Annotated in this window: 18 protein-coding genes; 6 read left to right on the top strand and 12 right to left on the bottom strand. The window is 45.5% G+C overall.

The window, feature by feature from the left end:
• Positions 1 to 34 precede the first annotated feature (34 nt).
• Together H735_RS14560 and H735_RS14555 are read right to left on the bottom strand one after the other, a co-directional pair.
• Positions 35 to 1,321 carry a peptidoglycan DD-metalloendopeptidase family protein gene (locus tag H735_RS14560; protein WP_027726583.1) on the bottom strand — a complete coding sequence of 429 codons (1,287 nt, stop codon included), beginning with the start codon at positions 1,319 to 1,321 and terminating at the stop codon, positions 35 to 37.
• 123 nt (positions 1,322 to 1,444) lie between these two features.
• Entirely contained in the window at positions 1,445 to 2,074 is a 630-nt protein-coding gene (locus H735_RS14555) for a hypothetical protein (protein WP_020194784.1), read from the bottom strand.
• Between the two features lie 149 nt (positions 2,075 to 2,223).
• Here H735_RS14555 and H735_RS14550 point away from each other — a divergent pair, with 149 nt between their 5' ends.
• From H735_RS14550 to H735_RS14535, 4 genes are all read left to right on the top strand, one after another.
• Positions 2,224 to 2,625: a GFA family protein gene (locus tag H735_RS14550; protein ID WP_005435541.1), complete on the top strand. Its 402-nt coding sequence runs from the start codon at positions 2,224 to 2,226 to the stop codon at positions 2,623 to 2,625.
• Positions 2,626 to 2,825: 200 nt separating this feature from the next.
• A complete protein-coding gene (locus tag H735_RS14545) occupies positions 2,826 to 3,497 on the top strand; it encodes a YoaK family protein (protein ID WP_005435539.1) in 672 nt (223 codons plus the stop codon).
• 471 nt (positions 3,498 to 3,968) lie between these two features.
• Positions 3,969 to 5,333, top strand: a complete 1,365-nt coding sequence (locus H735_RS14540) for a YjiH family protein (protein WP_005435537.1) — start codon at positions 3,969 to 3,971, stop codon at positions 5,331 to 5,333.
• Positions 5,334 to 5,800: 467 nt separating this feature from the next.
• The gene (locus tag H735_RS14535; RefSeq protein WP_020194782.1) at positions 5,801 to 7,672 is read left to right on the top strand and encodes a methyl-accepting chemotaxis protein; all 1,872 of its coding nucleotides are present in this window, start codon (positions 5,801 to 5,803) and stop codon (positions 7,670 to 7,672) included.
• An 81-nt stretch (positions 7,673 to 7,753) separates the two neighbouring features.
• On the opposite strand, the gene H735_RS14530 is transcribed toward H735_RS14535, so the two are convergent.
• The 3 genes from H735_RS14530 to H735_RS14520 all read right to left on the bottom strand — a co-directional run bounded on the left by H735_RS14530 (position 7,754) and on the right by H735_RS14520 (position 10,566).
• Positions 7,754 to 8,077, bottom strand: coding sequence for a VPA0510 family protein (locus H735_RS14530; protein WP_027726582.1), 324 nt, complete (start codon positions 8,075 to 8,077; stop codon positions 7,754 to 7,756).
• Between the two features lie 235 nt (positions 8,078 to 8,312).
• Positions 8,313 to 9,470, bottom strand: coding sequence for an amino acid permease (locus tag H735_RS14525; RefSeq protein WP_009706178.1), 1,158 nt, complete (start codon positions 9,468 to 9,470; stop codon positions 8,313 to 8,315).
• A gap of 784 nt (positions 9,471 to 10,254) precedes the next feature.
• Complete coding sequence (locus H735_RS14520; RefSeq protein ID WP_020194780.1) at positions 10,255 to 10,566, bottom strand: hypothetical protein; 312 nt, start codon at positions 10,564 to 10,566, stop codon at positions 10,255 to 10,257.
• Positions 10,567 to 10,706: 140 nt separating this feature from the next.
• Between H735_RS14520 and H735_RS14515 the strand changes: the two genes are divergently transcribed.
• Together H735_RS14515 and H735_RS14510 are read left to right on the top strand one after the other, a co-directional pair.
• On the top strand, positions 10,707 to 11,054 hold the full coding sequence (locus tag H735_RS14515; protein WP_009706181.1) for a helix-turn-helix domain-containing protein: 348 nt from the start codon (positions 10,707 to 10,709) through the stop codon (positions 11,052 to 11,054).
• Between the two features lie 92 nt (positions 11,055 to 11,146).
• Positions 11,147 to 11,902 (top strand): hypothetical protein, encoded by a 756-nt coding sequence (locus H735_RS14510; protein ID WP_042980034.1) that lies wholly within the window; start codon positions 11,147 to 11,149, stop codon positions 11,900 to 11,902.
• Positions 11,903 to 11,988: 86 nt separating this feature from the next.
• Here H735_RS14510 and H735_RS14505 read toward each other — a convergent pair whose 3' ends face one another.
• The 7 genes from H735_RS14505 to H735_RS14475 all read right to left on the bottom strand — a co-directional run bounded on the left by H735_RS14505 (position 11,989) and on the right by H735_RS14475 (position 18,475).
• Positions 11,989 to 12,735: a phosphatase gene (locus tag H735_RS14505; RefSeq protein WP_020194778.1), complete on the bottom strand. Its 747-nt coding sequence runs from the start codon at positions 12,733 to 12,735 to the stop codon at positions 11,989 to 11,991.
• Positions 12,736 to 12,761: 26 nt separating this feature from the next.
• Complete coding sequence (locus tag H735_RS14500; protein ID WP_020194777.1) at positions 12,762 to 13,496, bottom strand: nucleoside/nucleotide kinase family protein; 735 nt, start codon at positions 13,494 to 13,496, stop codon at positions 12,762 to 12,764.
• A 9-nt stretch (positions 13,497 to 13,505) separates the two neighbouring features.
• On the bottom strand, positions 13,506 to 14,024 hold the full coding sequence (locus H735_RS14495) for an MltR family transcriptional regulator (RefSeq protein WP_005435522.1): 519 nt from the start codon (positions 14,022 to 14,024) through the stop codon (positions 13,506 to 13,508).
• 59 nt (positions 14,025 to 14,083) lie between these two features.
• Positions 14,084 to 15,355: a zinc-binding dehydrogenase gene (locus tag H735_RS14490; RefSeq protein ID WP_020194776.1), complete on the bottom strand. Its 1,272-nt coding sequence runs from the start codon at positions 15,353 to 15,355 to the stop codon at positions 14,084 to 14,086.
• A gap of 47 nt (positions 15,356 to 15,402) precedes the next feature.
• Positions 15,403 to 16,824, bottom strand: coding sequence for a PTS mannitol transporter subunit IIBC (locus H735_RS14485; protein WP_020194775.1), 1,422 nt, complete (start codon positions 16,822 to 16,824; stop codon positions 15,403 to 15,405).
• Between the two features lie 12 nt (positions 16,825 to 16,836).
• Entirely contained in the window at positions 16,837 to 17,280 is a 444-nt protein-coding gene (locus tag H735_RS14480; RefSeq protein WP_005425097.1) for a PTS sugar transporter subunit IIA, read from the bottom strand.
• 475 nt (positions 17,281 to 17,755) lie between these two features.
• Entirely contained in the window at positions 17,756 to 18,475 is a 720-nt protein-coding gene (locus tag H735_RS14475) for a GntR family transcriptional regulator (RefSeq protein ID WP_020194774.1), read from the bottom strand.
• Positions 18,476 to 18,624: the final 149 nt, after the last annotated feature.

Below are 18,624 nucleotides of genomic sequence, written 5' to 3'. Positions count from 1 at the left end.
AAAAGACCAAACAATGTTTGGTCTTTTTTGTATTTTATAAAACTGCTTTTTCTTTGTCTTTCAGCAGTTTGTCCATCTCGTCTCGATTAGCGACAAAGCTCGCCATTTCCTTCTTCGGCACTGAACTCGCCATAGGAATGTTGGCACGCATTGCGTTCACCGGACGACCGTATTCGATCAACTCGTAGTGAAGGTGCGGACCTGTCACACGCCCTGTTTTACCAGATAGACCAATACGTTGACCACGAGAAACCTTTTGGCCTTTCTTCACGAGGATCTTGCTAAGGTGCAAGTAACGCGTTTTGTACTTGCTACCGTGCTCGATCACCACGTAGTTGCCCGCATATGGGTGTTTACGCGTCATGATAACAGTACCGTCACCGGTCGCTTCTACTGGTGTACCAATAGGCACAGCCCAGTCCGTACCGTTGTGCGGTGCAACACGCCCTGTTACAGGGTGAAGACGTGTCGGATTAAAGCCAGAGCTGATACGCCAGCTACGGCTGACAGGATAACGTTGGAAGGCACGCTGTAGGCTCTCGCCTTTCGCGTTATAGAATTGACCGTCGGTATGAAGATAAGCGGTAACTTCACGACCACGGTTATAAATTTTGATTGCTTCTATTTCGTTCTTGCCAGTTGGTACGCCATCAATGCTTTGAGATCGGCGAACCACTTCAAATCGGTCACCAGCACGTAAATCTTTACCGAAGTTCACTTGCTCTTTTAGCAGGTTAACCACTTGGCTGATTTCAGCGGAGCTCAAGCCTAAGCGATTTGCGGATGACGAGAAACTGCCTCGAATCACACCAACCAATGGCTCTTGTTGCCACACACCAGGAATTGAGATGTCTGAGAAATCGTAGCTGCCATCGTCATTACGGTGGTAAACCACTTTATCGGCAATGGAGAACTGAAGCTCCATCTTTTGTAGCTCGCCTGTCGATTCATCACGCCAGAAACGCAATGTATTGCCAGGTTTCAGGGTATCAAGAGCAAGGAAGTTCAAATCCGTTTCCATCACTTTCATCAACGAGCTGTAGCCGAAGCCCAGTTGGCTAAAAATGGTACTCAGGTTATCACCTGCTTGGATTTGGTATTCAAAATTGGGTGGAGTGACAACTTCTGCTGTTGTCGCATCAAGAATATTTTCGACAACCTGCGATTCTGGCAGGTTCAATGCGATGGTTTTGGTAAGGGAAGACTCTTTGAGAGAGTTGGAAACACCAATCGCAACTAATACTGGCAAGGAGTACAACAGTAGCGCTTTACGACTTGTCAGATTCGGCAACCGTCTTGTTGTAATTTCATTTGTAGACACGGGAATTACTATCTCCTTTATAACAAGGCTCATAGCTTATGCATTCCCGCATAAGAAATCACTATGAAATTACGAGATCTAGCGCAGAAAACACTTATTTTTTACAGAAGACAAAAAAATTCATTACTGTTGCATATGTAGGTTATTACCTACACGTTTAAGCGTCGCTGAATTCAATTGATTTGGTTGTTCTGCCATCGCTTGATCTTCGCCATGTTGAAGATAAGAAAGCGAAATTTGCGTATCACTCTCCCACTTCAAAGAAGACATCTGAATTCGGTCACCAATGAAAACACTGTTCAATAGCACAACTCGGCTTGGCACAGCATCAAATTTGAACAAACCGATGTAATAAAACGCCCCTGAACCTTGTGTCGTCACAATCACTGGCGCGACAATCCAAGGGGTTTCATTGATGTCGCGTTGAGCAATAAACTCGGTAGGAACTAGCACTTCACCTCTGGTGCCACCTGCGTCGTATTGACCTTTTAGGAAGCTGTTCTCTTTATCCCAATCTTCTAGAAACGTTACCGCACCTTGCTCAGGAACTTGAACCGTCCACGGATTTCGTGACTGAATCCCCAGAACTTCGGCCACGATAGGATTAGATTGTGCCTGCGCTTGAGGAAACTTCGCCATAATCTCTTCATTGGACAGACTAAATCGATAAATGCCCGCAATGATCACCACAGCTAACAGGACGATTGGGATCAGTAGAATGAGAGGGATAGGTAGGATTCTCTTACGAGCCATGAAGACTTCCTTGTGTTCTTGTTCTCTTAATTATGTTCGGAGTATATACCAATTCACCCGTGAAGACCTCAACGCCTACTCGTTCGATTTGACTCAAGTGTTTCAAAATTAAACTAAACTGTTTGGTGGGCAACCAATAGGTAATAACGATGACAAAAATCACCCACACATGCGAGTGTGCCTGTGGCTTAGTCCAACTTCGTTGCACGGCGGAGCCCATTCGCACTTCTATCTGTCACTGCTTCGAATGCCAAAAGCGAACTGGCAGCGTGTTCGGCGTTCAAGCTCGATTCAACAAAGACCAAGTCATCCTCGATGGTGAGGTCACCAGTTACATTCGAATTGCTGATTCAGGCAATCAAGTTCAATACGAGTTTTGCCCTGCGTGCGGCACGACCATGCGCTTACTCTTATCGGACGCACCAGATTACGCCGTGATTCCGATGGGTTTGTTTAACAATAAAGAATTTGCAGAACCAACGGTCTCTATTTACGAACAACGAAAACACGGCTGGGTAAGCTTTGATTGCACCATGGAACACATCGGTTAAGCAGAAACAGCCCCAATCTGAAAAATTACTTAGCACTCAACCTATCTACTTTCGATATGCTTATTTACTCTCGATGCGAACAAATCATTCAACAAAAGTTGAGACTTTATTGAGAATGATCAACCGCGTAATAGCAGAAGTACTTTCGTTCCGCGCCACGAGCGCTATAATCTGCTCCTAACATTTGGTGAGGTTTTATTGTGATTTCCAGACTTCCTCGTTGGGTGGAATATGGCGCGTTTTTGCTTGCTCTTCTCGCAGGCTGCGTCAATGCCGTGGGTCTTCTCGGCTTTCAACATCAAGCGATAACGCATCTTTCCGGAACCGTAACTCAGCTAGGGAACAGCTTACTAACAGGTGTGGACTCAACCATCCACCTGCTCTTTATTGTATTCAGCTTTTTAATTGGCTCTGCGTTTAGCGGATTCTTTATTGAAAGTAGCGCTCTTAAACTTGGCCGCCGTTACGGTGTTGCACTTTGTATTGAAGGCAGCTTGCTACTGTTGAGCTTAGGCTTTTTGGTACAAGGCAATGTATATGGTCAGTACCTTGCTTCTGCTGCATGCGGTTTGCAGAACGCGATGATAACCACTTTCAGTGGCGCTGTGGTACGAACAACGCACATGACCGGCATCATTACCGACCTAGGTATTATGATTGGAGAGAGCTTACGTGGTCGTCAATTTGACCGACGTAAAGCCAAGCTGTTCATCTTTATCTTTTTAGGTTTCTTGTTAGGTGGTACTGCTGGTGCGGCATTGTTTAACGTTTATGAACTGTATGCGTTGGCCTTCCCTGCACTTCTCGCATTTGTTATTGCCATCGCATATTGGTGCTACTTGTACCTACTCAATCGCAATCAAACAGCCTAAATGTAATACGACGGTTTAAGCATTCGACTTAAGCCGTCACTCTTTTACTCTCTCACCTATCTCTTTCTGCTTTAAACGAATCCCTTCGATTGCTCTGATTCAGCTATTTGTTCTTTAATCCCTTAAAAGTTGTGCCACTACTGGGAGAAAACACCGCTTTCGCCTTGAGATCCGAATCACATTTGCTAGGCTTTTTATTGCTTTGGTCACACTGTGCCGTTTAACAAGCTGCTCAGAGGGGCTTGCGTGCTACAATTTTCTAACACAAGCAACAAATTCATATACAAGATTCTGGTTTTGATTCAATTGACCGAAAAAACGGCTGAATAACTAGATGTATTTAATGAATAGTATTGCAAAGGATACAGTTTGCGGGTAATCTCCGCACACTGTGATTAAATACGGATGTTTAGTGAATATTTATGTCATGGAATATGGCGAGTATTGACTAGTAGTAACACGAGACAAAAAATGCATAACAACACCAATGCTGCTGAAGCGCCTAAGGGCAACTTTTGGATGTTCTTCATCCCATCCCTGATCGGTCTTCTACTTTTCATGGCTCCAATCTCTTACGATGGCGGCCTGACAATCCCTGTTGCGGTAATGGCAAAAGTCATTCCTGCGGTTCTTGGCGATACCTTAATTGCGATCGTGACCGCTATTGTTGCTTTCATGGCTATAGCTTCTGTTTTGTGCAAAATTTTCAAGCCAGCAGCAATCCTACGTAATGGTTTCTTGAACGGCCTATTTAATCCTTCTCCACTTTGGTTAATGGTTCGCCTAATTGGTGGCGCAGCTGTACTGATGACTTTCTTCCAAGTGGGCCCAAAAGCGATTTGGGAAGAAAACACTGGTGGCCTTGTGCTTACTGGTCTTCTACCAACACTGTTTGCGGTATTTATTTTTGCAGGCTTATTACTGCCTCTACTTCTTAACTTCGGTCTACTAGAACTGTTCGGTGCACTTCTAAGTAAAGTAATGCGCCCTGTATTCAACCTTCCTGGCCGTAGTGCTATCGACTGTATGGCTTCATGGTTGGGCGATGGTAGTGTTGGTATCCTGCTAACCAGTAAACAGTATGAAAACAACTTCTACACCCAGCGTGAAGCAGCGGTTGTAGGTACGACGTTCTCTGCGGTATCTATTACGTTCAGCTTGGTGGTACTTGCTCAGGTTCAATTAGAGCACCTATTCCTGCCTTTCTACGGCGCAATCTGTTTGGCAGGTGTTATCGCAGCGATCATCATTCCTCGCCTTCCACCATTGAGCCTAAAGAAAGACCGCTACATGGACGGCAGTGAGCCTAAGAAAGACGCAGACGCAGTACCTGCAGGTCACACAACTTTCTCTTGGGGTATGGATCTCGCACTAAAACGTGCTGGTCAAGTAACTTCAGTACGCTCAGTATTTAAAGAAGGCGTACACAACGCAATCGACATGGTCTTTGGCGTACTGCCAGTGGTTATGGGTCTTGGTACTGTTGCGCTGATCATTGCTGAATACACATCGGTATTCGAAATCCTAGGTCAGCCATTTATCCCTTACCTAGAATTGCTACAAATCCCTGAAGCAGCGGCAGCATCTCAAACTATCGTAGTTGGCTTTGCGGACATGTTCATCCCAGCGATCCTAGCGGCATCAATCGACAACGAGATGACTCGCTTCGTGATTGCAGCTATGTCAGTTACTCAGCTTATCTACATGTCAGAAGTGGGCGCACTGCTTCTAGGTAGTAAGATTCCAGTAAACATCGTAGAACTGTTCGTTATCTTCATTCTACGTACGCTGATTACGCTACCAGTTATTGCCGGTATAGCTCATTTAATTTTCTAAAATCATACATCTTACAAAGGCTCCGCTCTGTCGGGGCCTTTTTTGTATCTGCTGACTCGTTTTGCAATTTCCCGCCTGTTTTGTCACATCTCCCCTTATGTATTCAGCTTTCGAATAGCCTCACTTTAAACACATAAGTTATAAATATAACTTTAAATTCATTGATTTAAATTGCAGAAAACCAACAACTCAGACTTGTTTCTATAAGGCTCAATGATACTATTCTTATGTTTTTAACAGTTTGATGACGAAGTTCAACAAATTAGATCAATCTCACAACTTTATAAAACAAGCGGCTTTTTGTTCTCGTTTCGCCAACAAAAGTCGTAATTAGCCTTCAGGTTTCTGATAAATCTGTCGATAACAAAAATAACAAACACAATAATGTGTTCACTTCTGCCGAATGTGCCCGATAAAAAAGAGGTGCAAGCAGGGTAAACCAGCCGGGAGACTCGAGAGGGAAAAGTATGAAATTCAGACATAAGGTTGTCACCGCCTCTTCTATTTTATTGCTTGTGACTGTGGCATTGCTGTCGACACAACAAGTGATGACTATTCGTTCACAGATCGAAGAAAACATCGACACCAGTGTGAGTGAGATCCTATCCAGTGTGGGGAACACGGTAGAATCCGAAATGAACGCTAAAAAAGAACTCGCTCAATCCATGACTGAGATTCTTGAAATTAACCCAAGCGACCACGATTACGTGAAAGAAGTGCTAGAGAAGCCAATGCCAAAATCAAGCTTCTTGGCCATCGGTTATGCTTACGACAGCAACGGATTCGTGATTGAAAACGATGACGGTTGGGAAGCCGGCCCTGATTACGATCCTCGTGTTCGCCCTTGGTTTGTATCAGCAAAAGCAGAAAACAAACTTGTTGTCACCGACCCTTACGTGGATGTGTCTTCTAAGAAAGTGATCATCTCTATCGGTACACCAGTGCGTGAAGCTGGCCAGTTCTTAGCAGCCATGTTCTACGATATGGAGCTAACCACCCTTTCTGACTTGGTCAACCAAGTAAACCTATTCGATGCTGGCTACTTGTTCCTAGTGACTGCGGATGGCACAACCATTGCGCACCCAGAAGCAAAATACAACGGCGAGAAGCTATCAAACTACCTACCGCAAGTATCACTAACGTCTGGCGCTCAGCACATCGAGATGAATGGCGACAAATATATGGTCAGCCTAACGCACATCGCGAGCGAGAACTGGTATGTGGGCGCGGTTGTAGACGAGAGCATTGCTTATGCTGCGGTAGGTAAGCTGCGTAATAGCGCAATCATCTACTCATTGATTGCCGTTATTGCCTCTATCATCGCGCTGACTATCCTTATCCGTACCTTGATGCGCCCTCTTGATGAGCTAAACACAGCGATCCAAGCTGTAGCATCAGGCAAAGGCGATTTGACACAGCGTTTGGATACCAATACCGATCAAGAATTCTCTGAGCTCGCGAAAGGTTTTAATACCTTTATGGAGAACTTGCAGCATCAAATCATCGAATCGAAGAGCATTTCTGATCAGATCCTAAGTGGTACGCAAATCACCGCTGAAGGCGCTCGTGATTCGGCTTCTGCGATTCAAACTCAGCTGCAAGAACTTGAACAGCTCGCAACCGCAATGCACGAGATGTCAGTGACTGCGACAGAAGTTGCGAACAACGCACAAGGCGCGGCAAGTGCAGCGAAAGAAGCAGACGATGCAACGGTGCAAGGTTCTTCTATCGTGAATGAGTCTACAGAGACGATTAACCTGCTTTCAGACAGCATCGATCAAGCAGTTGAGGAAGTGCAAGGTCTTGAGTCAGCAACGGCAAACATCGAAACGATTCTAAAAGTAATCAACGACATCGCAGACCAAACCAACCTACTGGCACTGAACGCAGCAATCGAAGCAGCACGTGCAGGTGAATCGGGTCGCGGCTTTGCAGTCGTAGCGGATGAAGTTCGTACTCTGGCGCAACGTACTCAAGAATCCACGACCGAAATCCGCAGCATGATTGAACAGCTTCAATCTGGCGCCTCTTCTGTGGCTAGTGCTATGCACCAAAGTAAAGGCAGCGCAGTAGAAGCGGTAGAGAAAGCAGAACACGCCAACGACGCCCTGCAACGTATTCGCGATGCGATCCAACGTATCTCTGATATGAACTTGCAGATCGCATCAGCAGCAGAAGAACAAAGCTTGGTAGCGGAGGAAATCAACAACAACACGGTTAACATTAAAGATCTGTCGACCCAAGTTGCTGATTCAGCGAACCGCACCAACGATGCAATGCAAGCCCAACATGAAGATGTTCGTAAGCAAGACGAGATCCTAAACCGCTTTACGGTCTAACTTCTCCTCTTTAACCCAGAACAAATTTCATCACCCAACAAGTAAAACAGCGAGCCAAAGTGCTCGCTGTTTTTTGTTTGCTTACAAGACCACATGTATATAGCGATCTTTCGAGCGCTTGTAATAAAAGTCATCCACTTTTAGGTAGGTAAAATTGCCAATCTGAATATAGGTGCTACGTGGTGGAATGTGTTTGTAATGGTAGTAGTGATGCTTCGGTCGCTTGTGCTTCACCACCACAACCTTTTTGTGTTTATGCTTATGTTTGTGCTTATGATGATGGTGGTGATGTCCGTGATGATGTCCGTGTTTGTGGTGATGTTTAGGGTGTGCCATTGCTTCAGCACTGAACATCCCCAAAGAAAGCATCATTCCAACGACTGTGAAAGAAAATCGCTTCGACACTCGGTTCCCCTTTACTTTATAACTTGTTAGTCATCATAAAGAGAGTGGTCGCAAGCCATGTCAACCTGTGGCGAGACAGTTTCACCTCAAGGTCAAATATCATCACGATTTATCAGGCAACGGTCAGGCCATACACGCCGTTGATGCAGCACTAACAATTCTGCACAAAAAAGCCGCTTGACCAGTTATGGGCAAGCGGCTTTCTAGATTCAATTTGTGTGTTCGTAAAGTCGATTTATACCGCTTGAGCGAACAGCAAGAAACAACCGAATAGGAAGATCATGCTCATACCCATCGCACCGCCACCAGCTTCGTACACGCTGTTGTCTTCTACAGGTACACGACGCACTTTCATGGTCATCGATAGTGGAACAAACACCGCTAGGAATACAAGGATGATACCTGCGTAGCTAAGGATCGCTAAGAAGTGCTCTGGAGCAAATACCGCGCCAAGCAACGGCAGAATAAACGTCGTCACGAATACCACTGGCTTACTTGCTTTTAGAAGGTCTGCATTTTGGTCGTAAAGCGCCATCGCCACACCCAAGAAAGACGTCAGCAGTGCCAAACCAGTAAACATAGACAGAATGAACTCAAGACCTGTGTACTGCTGACCAAGAACAGAGATCAACTCAGACACGTTTGAGAACTGGATAAGTTCGTGTGGTGGCAAGTTACCCACTACTGCAAACAACCACAGTAGGTAACACACAAGAGGGATCGTCGAGCCAACAATGATCATGTTGCGCAGTTGGGTTTTGCTCGCTTCTTTGTTGTAAGTCACCAAAGAAGGAATCACGACCATGAAGCCAAAGCTTGTGAACAGAACTGAACTTTGCTTGATCAGTGCCATTTTGTCTGCGTTCACGACTTCACTCAGACCTTCAAACGACACGTTTGGCGCAAGAGAAAATAGTGTAAGAACAAGCGCGACAATCATACCGATGAATAAGCCACGGTTTAGCTTATCAACCACACCGGTACCCGCCGATACAATTAGACCAACCAAAACGGTAAAGCCAACTTGGCTAGAAATAGTAGAAAGTGGTAGGCCCATTGACGCAGTCACTTTTTGTACCAAGTCACCAGCACCGATGATGTACGCCATTAAAAGACAAACAAGCAGCGCGTACAAAAGACCGTTAGTAACAAACTGACCGCCTTTACCAAGGGTTTCACGAGCAATCGCGTTCATGCTAACGCCACCACCTACTTTACAGCTTGCTTCCAATAGAAGAAGTGCAGCGTAAGTTGTACCCGCCCAGATGAACAGCATAAGAAGAGTGCCCCAAAGGAGGCCGAATTGAGCAAGCACCATTGGTATAGCAAGCATACCAGCGCCAAGAGCAGTACCTGCAACGATCAGGGAGCTGCCGACAAGTTTTAGGTTCACGGTTAATACCTCTAAATTTAATCCGTTTTGTTTTGACTTATCCTGCTTTTGGTTCGAAGCACGATCTACGGAAACGCCCTACTTTGCAGCCAATGAATTCGATGCTAAACACCAATTCAGGATGCAAGAAGCCTAGACTCAAGACGGATCTATCCTGTCTGAGTACATTGGGGATGTAGGGAATCATTTCCGGGCAGAGTTCGATTAACGGAATGTCTCACTTTGGGTTCGAAGCAAAATCAGCACATCCATTTTCGTCAATCCCATTCTCTGCTGAATGGATTTGGTTCGAAAGGATTGTAAGGCATAAATAGGACGATTGAAAAGCAAAAGCTCCATCTTATAGCCATATATTTTAACAACTATCAGTTGATGCAACAGATATGTTGTAAAACCGCCGATTATTTAGCCTTTTGTTGTTATAAAGCTTAAGAAGTGAGCTATGACGCTCAATTTTTGAGGTGTACATGAAAATGTACACTTTGTTGAGAGGTGTTAGAAACCCGGAACATAGCCTAGATTCAGCAATATCGTTATTATTCGCTCCGTACCGACACGTTTCGGTTCACATACCTCTAAACACTGATTTACGGTTCGAAAATATAGGTAAATGAGTGTTCCGAATGCTGGGTTTGGTTCCCCAGCATTTGCATCCTTTCTTTAAATTCCTTCGGTGCTTTTATTTGACACAATTGGCTTTGTGGGATTTCGCTCGTTCATGTTGTTACAGCTCTCCATACTTTACAGTTATCCATGCTTTACAACGAGCAACGCTTTCAACCGATCACATTTCCTTGTCAAGTGCGTCAATGATGTAAGTGAGTGCTGCAACACCCATATCTGCCACTAAGCGCTCTATCAGGCTCAAATTCTCATAGGTTTGATTCAGCTCAGTCTGGTCAAGATCGCATCGATGCAAAAACAGCTCTTTATACTTCATCAACCTTTTCTGTGATTCTCGGGTTAACCATGTCATATCCAAGCGACTATCACGGCTGCGATTGCGAATTTCATCAAGCAATTGTTCTAAAACGCGTTGCATTTTGCGAATGCCTACTTCACCAGAAATTGATTTATAAAGCTGATATTTTTCCATTTTCTGAAACTGACTGAAATTTAGTAATTTTTTTGTGGAACGTCATTCTTATCGCTATATCAACTTGGGTAAATACGAGGTGGTTAAACTGGTCCGGATATTGCGTGCTTCAGGACAAAACTGTCCTTTAAGGAGCGCCTATGCATGTAGACCCACTGATTGAAGTACTGATTGCTCGACGCAAAGAGAGAGGTATGTCGCGTGAGCAAATGGCAAAAGTCGCAGGGATGAGCGAAAAGACTTACCAAAGAATTGAGAGAGGCGAATCGGATTTAAAACTCTCCCAATATCGCTCCATTCTGCGGGCTCTCAACCTAACAGATTTGGATGTCGCCCTCGATGCTAGAGGGGTCGGTAACATTTCTGCAAGCGATGTTGCCTCAGCAGCGAGATTACTGTCACCAGAGGCACAATCCATGCTGACTAAGCTGATCTTCTTGGTGTTAGAACAGAAAGCCAACGAAAGCAAAAGCTCAACGAGAACATAAAGTCGTGCCCTAGACTCCTCAGTCAAACAAAGTTATGGTGAGCTAAACTTAAAGATTAGAGCTTCGGTACTCCAACCATGGGGGAATGCATTATGAGAAGCATCTGGGTCATGATCACCGCCATTCTCTGCTTGCTAGGGGCAACAAGCCTGTCTGCACAGCCGCAAGTGAAGCCCGCAGTAAAGCCGATCACGCAACCGGGTAACAAACACGATTTGCGTCCTGTGAATCGCCCTCATAGGCCAATCAAGCCGCCCCACTATAATCGGCCACCTTATTACCGTCCGCCCTACTACAGACCACCCTATTACCACCGACCACCTTATGTCGTTAGGCCACCTCGCTATCATTCGTCGTTTATCTATGTGAGACCGGGGTATTGGTATCCACCTTATCGTGGACGTTATTACTATTATCATAGCGATCTCGTAGGCATAGCGACCTTCGCCATCTTTGCCGGCATCACCTATGCAATCGTTCAAGACTCGTATTACCGCAGGAATGGAGACCGCTATGATTACGTCCGTTACCCGCCAAGTGGTAACTACACGATTGTGAATGGAAACACCATCACTACGTCCTCCTCAACGTCGTCAAACTATGCGCCATCGTCGTCAGGGAAAGTTGTGTCTTCTTCGCCAAGTTCGAACGCGCCGCGAGTCACCCACGTTGTTCCGGCGACCAAACCTGAGCCTAGCCCTTACAAGCTTGGAGAGATCGTAGATTCACTGCCTCACACGAAAGAAACGGTCGTCGTCGACGGACAGAGCTATTTCAAATACAAAAATACTTGGTTTGCGCCACTCAGGGCCGAACGTAAGTTTGTTGTGGTGGAATCCCCGTTGTAGTGCTTTATGTCTCATCCAAAACGAACTAAACCCGCACGCTGCGGGTTTATGTTTGTTCGTAGATTGTCGTTTGAGTTACTCGCTTCTCAATAGAGCGCTTCGAACTCTGGAATCCTCGCCTTACCTCTCAGTAATAAGAAGTTCAAGAATCTGCTTGTCGACGTAGTGAGTATCTTCTCTTCATCCACATTGTGTTTCTCCAGCAAAGCAATTGCCAAGTCTAACTTGGAGATCTCTTCACAGAAGTGAGCATCCGACCCTGTGCTGAAGTAAACGCCAATCTCTTTGCCGAGCTCGACAATGCGATCACAACGAGAATCACTGCCCTTGCGGCTTTTGCCTGTCAAAGATGTATTGTTAACTTCAATTGCAACATCATGTTCTTTGGCACAGCGCAACACTTGCTCCATATCAAATGGATAATTTGGGTTACCTAAGTGACCAAGAACATCCACTCTGCCGCTTTTAATCGCATTGATCAGGGCCGCAGTATGCTCAGCTTCGGTCGCGGGCTTGAAAACGGGCTCATGGAAACTCGCAATCACCCAGTCAAGATGTTGGTCAGAGGACGGTGGTAAGTCTATCTCCCCTTTAACATTCAGCGTGTTGGCTTCTACGCCACGGAGAATACCTACATCGTGTAAAAAGCGGGGCAAAATTCTTTGATTGTTGAAATACCAGTAGTGAGGGGCTCCTGGCATCTCGGGAGCATGATCGGTGGTACAAAGAAGTTTTAGCCCCTTATTCTTAGCAGACGATGCGTTCTCTAAAATGGTGCTGTAAGCGTGTCCACTGGCAATAGTATGGGTGTGGCTATCAATCACGATATCCATGGTGACCTCCTGAGATTGTGGACGAACTATCGAATTTCGAACGAACCGTTTTGATTGAGGAACAACGATAAATCTGCAGGAATCGAATGATTCAATACTTTATCAACGTTGACCGCATCTGAACGCAAGTAGAACTCCAAGGCGGCTTCTGGGTCTGTGCCACCACGAATCTTACGATTGACTAAACGCTCTTGTAGAAACTCCGCTTGAGTATCAATAAACACCGTAAAATCGGCCAAGCGATGCAGCTCTTTCCATACTGGTTCATCTAGTAACAACCAGTTGCCCTCGACGACGACAATATTGCGGTTAACCTGAATGGCATCATCAACCGGATCATGTAAGTTGCGGTCGTAGTAAGGCCATTTGCTGTCTTTCACTTTAAGCTGTTTCAGCTTATCGATAAGCTCAGTGAGATTGAACGTCTCGTAAGAGCCTTTAATGCTGCGCAGAGGAACAATTTCACCATTACGTTCAATGGTGTTGCTGTCGAGGATTTCGTTCGGGTAGTGAAAACCATCAAAAGGCAGAACCTGAAGTGGCTCTTGGTTATCATCTTGTTCAGAGAGGTATTCCCAGAACGCAGCAAGGGTGGACTTACCGCTGCCCGGAGGGGCACACAAGAACACGACAATACGTTCCTGTTTCTCATGATATAGGCGGGTAAATTTTTCGATAAGAGGTTGATGGATTCGCTTTACGTCTGCATCGGGAAAGGTAGCTTCGGTTTCAAAACCACTGACGTTTAAATTCACTTTCATGGTGAACCCTTATTGATTGATCTCCCCTTCGATTCTTTCTATCAACATTTCACACGACAGCTTCAACACTGTTTTGATGAGAGATTCGTATCTCATTTGCGAAAAGGACTCAAACGAAGAGAACTTAAGCTGATTGATCGACTCAAGATAAAAGCTGTCTTGCTGAGAAGAGAGTACCGCTTGGTTTTTGATGAAGTCATAAATCACGTCATCCGCGAATTCGACTTTCTCCGGTTGGCTAACCACATACTCCAACACCTGATCGTACAACCCGATATCGGCGTAAGTTTCCAAAGAGATTTTGCCCATCGCAAACATCAGCTTCGATACCACATCGGTCGTCACCAACGGACCATCTTCTTTCAATAAAGGATCCACAGCATACTCCTTCACTAGATCGTCTTGGACGAACACGCTCGGAAGTAATGCTTTTAACTTGAGGTTAATTATTTTGTTAGAAACCTGAAGAAACGCCGTGGCATTTTCGCACTCGTCCAGTTTCTCCAGTAGTTCGTCTTCACGTGACAACGTATTATGACCTCTCCATTATGTGGCAGCGCAAAGGCTACCACACAAATTCGTTGCAACTAAACCGTTAAGCTCACGTCATAAAACTCAAGTAACGCTTTTTCTGCATGTGCGTTCCACACATAGTTATTCGCGTTCAAAATTGCGTCTAATTCGGCGAAGAACGGGTCTTGGTCTGCCAACGATAAGAAATCATCAATCGCGGTCAATGGCAGGTCAATGTGTGGGTAAATCAACTTCTTACCACCCGGGATATCCAACTGATTCAAAATCGTATGTGGCGCAGCTTGCAGACCACCAACGTGCGTAATCATGAACGATGGATTGATCTTACCTTGTGAAGACAAGTCGATAGATTCAACCATATCGCCAGTCGAGCCACCAGATGTGCCCACAATGTGCGTTGATTCGTAATGCACGTTGTAGAAGTTAAACGGTACTTTGAATTTTTTATCGGTAGGGCCTGCGAAGAAGTTCAAGCAACCATCGTTACCCAACAGCTCATCGGCTTGTTCTAGCACCTGCGATACCGCTGCATACACCATCACGTCGTCGTAGCCTTTGCCATCGTTCAGCGCTTTCAGATAAGTCACAGGGTCATCGACTTGAGCTGTGTTCACGTAATAAAGTTCAACGCCCTGCTCTTTTGCTTTCTCAACCGGAATTAAGCACTCTGCTCGGTCCAAACGTGCGGCGTCGATGTCTGTTACCACAATCAACTTTGGCTTCACCGGACCATTAATCGCGTAGTCAATCGCGCCAATCCCCATAGGGCCAGCACACGCTAGTAGCGCTAATGCTCCGCCCTCTTTGATGCCCATATCGTGCTCGTACACGTATTGCGTAGTGTGGTAACTCGCATGGTAAGCACCGATGATGCATGACATTGGTTCAGCCAAAGACGCATCTGCAAAGTAGTCACCGTGGTAAGGCAGCACACAGCCTAAATCGATAGCGATTTTAGGTATGATGGAATACGTTGCGTTGCCACCAAAGGTTTCGTAGCTGTAACCCGCAGAGTAACCACTAGGCAAACCCATTGCTGGTTGCAGTACAAAGTAATCGCCTGCTTTGTATTGGTCTTTTAGGTTCTCACCGACTTCAACAATCACACCTGCGTATTCATGACCCGTCATCACTGGCACTTCATCAATGTTCTCAGGGACGCGTTTGTGTTTGCTACCCAACAATGCTGCTTTGTAAGTGGATAGGCAAATGCTGTTTGAAATGTTTTTAACCAGAAGTTCATCGGCTGAAATACTTGGCAAATCAAAGGTTCTTAGTTGAACGTCTTTCTCGCCACAGATAACCGCTGCCGTTGTTTGTACCATGATTTCTCTCCTAAATGGGGTGGTAGGTGCCACCCCATACTGCATTGTTAGGCTGGTTGCTCAGTCGCGACCGCTTGTTGCTTAATCGTATCCATCAGCTCATTGAGCGCTGGGTCATTGAGGAAGTTCTTAATCGTTACCACTGGCAAGCCTGTTGCTTTGATGGCTCGACTTTCTAAGCTTTCGTGCGTCACGACAATATCGGCTTCACTTGGGACTTTTTCGATAGCGAAGTTCTTCACTTCAATATCAATCCCGGCTTGAACTAGCTTGCGTTTGAAGGTTGAAGCCCCCATCGCACTTGAGCCCATACCCGCATCACAAGCGAATGCGACAAATGAAATTGGTTTGTTGACTTCTTGTGTTGCTGCAGCAACTGGTTTGATTGCGCCTTCCGCTTTCATGTCTTTCATATCAGAGACTGATTGTTCAAACTCGTCTCCTTTGTCTTCGGCTTTGCTCATCTTCAGAATCGCACTTGCGACAAGGAAGGAAACAATCGTTGCAGTTGTGACACCTGCGATGGTCGCTAGGAAGCTGCCTTTCGGTGTTAGTGCTAGGTAAGAGAAGATTGAGCCTGGACTTGGACCTGCTACCAAACCTGCATCAAGTAGGTTGAAGGTTGCGATACCTGTCGCGGCACCCGCAATCATCGCCAAGATCATGATTGGCTTCATTAACACGTACGGGAAGTACAGCTCATGAATACCACCGAAGAAGTGAATGATAATGGCACTTGGCGCAGAACGTTTAGACAGACCTTGACCAAACTTCGCGTAAGCCAGCAGCATACCAAGACCCGGACCTGGGTTAGATGCCACCATAAAGAAGATAGATTTGCCTGTTTCAGCGGCCGCCTGCAGACCTAGTGGGTAATAAATACCTTGGTCAATAGCGTTGTTTAGGAACAGCACTTTCGCAGGCTCGTTGATGATCGCAAGCAGAGGAAGGAATCCCGTTGCCACCAAGGCTTCGATGCCTGATTTCACAAACAAGTTTGCCGCTGTTACTGCTGGGCCAACAATCTCGTAGGCGAACAGACACAGGATCATGCCCACAATACCTAGTGAGAAGTTGTTCACCACCATCTCAAAACCAGAAGGAATACGGTGTTGGATTCGCTTATCCATTTGCACCACAACCCAAGCACTGAGTGGGCCCATGATCATTGCGCCAACAAACATTGGGATGTCCGCACCAACGATAACCCCCATGGTACCGATGGCACCGGCTACCGCGCCGCGTTTATCACCAACAATTTGACCGCCGGTATAACCGATTAACAGTGGTAATAAGTAAGTGATCATTGGACCAACAAGTTCCCCAAACGCTTCGTTTGGCATCCAACCTGTTGGGATAAAGAGTGCAGTAATAAAGCCCCAAGCGATGAAGGCTCCGATATTTGGCAGCACCATGGCGGTCAAATGCCCCCCGAATGCTTGCACATTGGCTCGCATGTTTGCTTTCACGTTATGTTCCTTTTAGTATGCTTTTATTATGTCTAGCACTTGTTCCTTAGATGAAGCTTGTGCCAGTTTTGCAATGTTCTCTTCGTCCACAAACATCTCGCTCAGCGCTTGAATCACCTCAATGTGGGTATCAGAGTCTTTTGCAGCTAGGGTAATTAGAATGTTGGCAGGACCAAGGTCCGAACCAAAATCAACTGGTGAAGGGAAAATATGAATGCCCAAGCCCGTTTTTAGGACACCGGTTTCTGGGCGAGCATGTGGCATCGCCAGTCCAGGGCACAACACATAGTAAGGACCATTTTCTTCGGTCGATTGGATGATGGCATCCGCGTATTGCTGAGAAACGTAACCTTTGTCTTCTAGGTATTGCGTTGTCTTTTTAACTGCGTCTTGCCATTGGTAAGCGCGGTCATTAATAACATCTACTAGTTCGTGGTCGATTAATTCATACAGCATTTTTAAACCCTATCAACAGTTCGGTATCGATGGGTTAATTATCAATAAGAGTCGTAGAACCGCGCAAGCACGCCTCTTTTGTGCAACAAATCACAATTAAATGGCTGTCAATTTGTTTTAATGAACATAGCTCAAAAATAGACAAAGAAAGTTAGCAACAAATTTTCTTTCAGCAACATGTCAATAGGCATAATTTGAACCTCCGCACCTATCCAAACATTTCTAGAAATTCGCAATAGTTTATCTCGATCACATTACGACTATTGACTCGCTATTTATCGTGATTAAATTCAAACTTCATTTTCCACTAATTCGGCGCTAGTGAGTTTCAAACAGGGATAATCATCACACTTGTTTGCTAAAAGAAATCGAAACGTTGCTTAGTTTCAGCATAGAGCGAACAGAAGGTCGGAAGAGAAAAGACACAAAAAACCCGCCGAGTGGCGGGTTTAAAATGAAATGCGTAATATCGCGCTTACGACTTATGACGTTTTGCCACCAGCGTAAACTTGTAGTCAGTCGATTTGAAGTAGTTGCGGCTGTATTCAAACACCACATCCCCTTGTAAGAAACCACGCGTGCGCTTTTCGATAATCGGCTCAGCCGGATCAATATCTAGCAGCTCTGCAATGTCTTGCGGTGGCAGTACTGGGATGATTTCTTGCTCACTGCGATCAATCACCATGCCCTTCTCTTTCTCGATAAAGTGGTACTTAGAACCTTGCATCACTTGATAGGTGAGATCAGGGAACATGTCTGTCGGTAGCCAAGTTTCTTCTACCGTGATTGGGTTGTCATCTAGGTAACGAACACGTTTCACGTAAAAGACTTTGTCATCTTCATTAATGTTCAGTGCATCCGCCATCGTGAGCGATGCTTTAGTGATCTCGAACGCGACCACATCACTGTGCGTGACTGCATTTAGGTGCGCCCACTTCTCTGCAAAGCTGGTCTGTTGGTAAATGTCGTAGTTAACCTTGTTCTCTTTCACATAGGTACCACTACCCTGCACACTTTCCAGTTCGCCATTTTCAATCAGCAGTTTTAACGCTTGGCGAACCGTGACTCGGCTACAAGAAAATTCTTCGCGTAACTGAGCTTCGGTAGGAAGAGCGGTTCCTACTTTGTATTCGCCATCGCTGATCTTCTCGCGAATCGCATCCGCAATCTGGCGATACATTGGCAGTCTTGCCATGTTTACCTCTATAAAAACAATACAAATGACCATTCAAGTGAACTTGTTTGAGACAACTCAAGAACCGAGCACACTGGAGTGAACTATCATTGCAAGAAAGACTTGGTTTATGAGCTCTATAATACGAATTCAGGTCAACATGACAAGCA

This window comes from Vibrio owensii CAIM 1854 = LMG 25443 (assembly GCF_000817815.1).
Lineage (GTDB): Bacteria > Pseudomonadota > Gammaproteobacteria > Enterobacterales > Vibrionaceae > Vibrio > Vibrio owensii.
The sequence above is the reverse complement of the archived record's forward strand: the minus strand, read 5'-3'. Positions and strand labels throughout refer to the sequence as shown.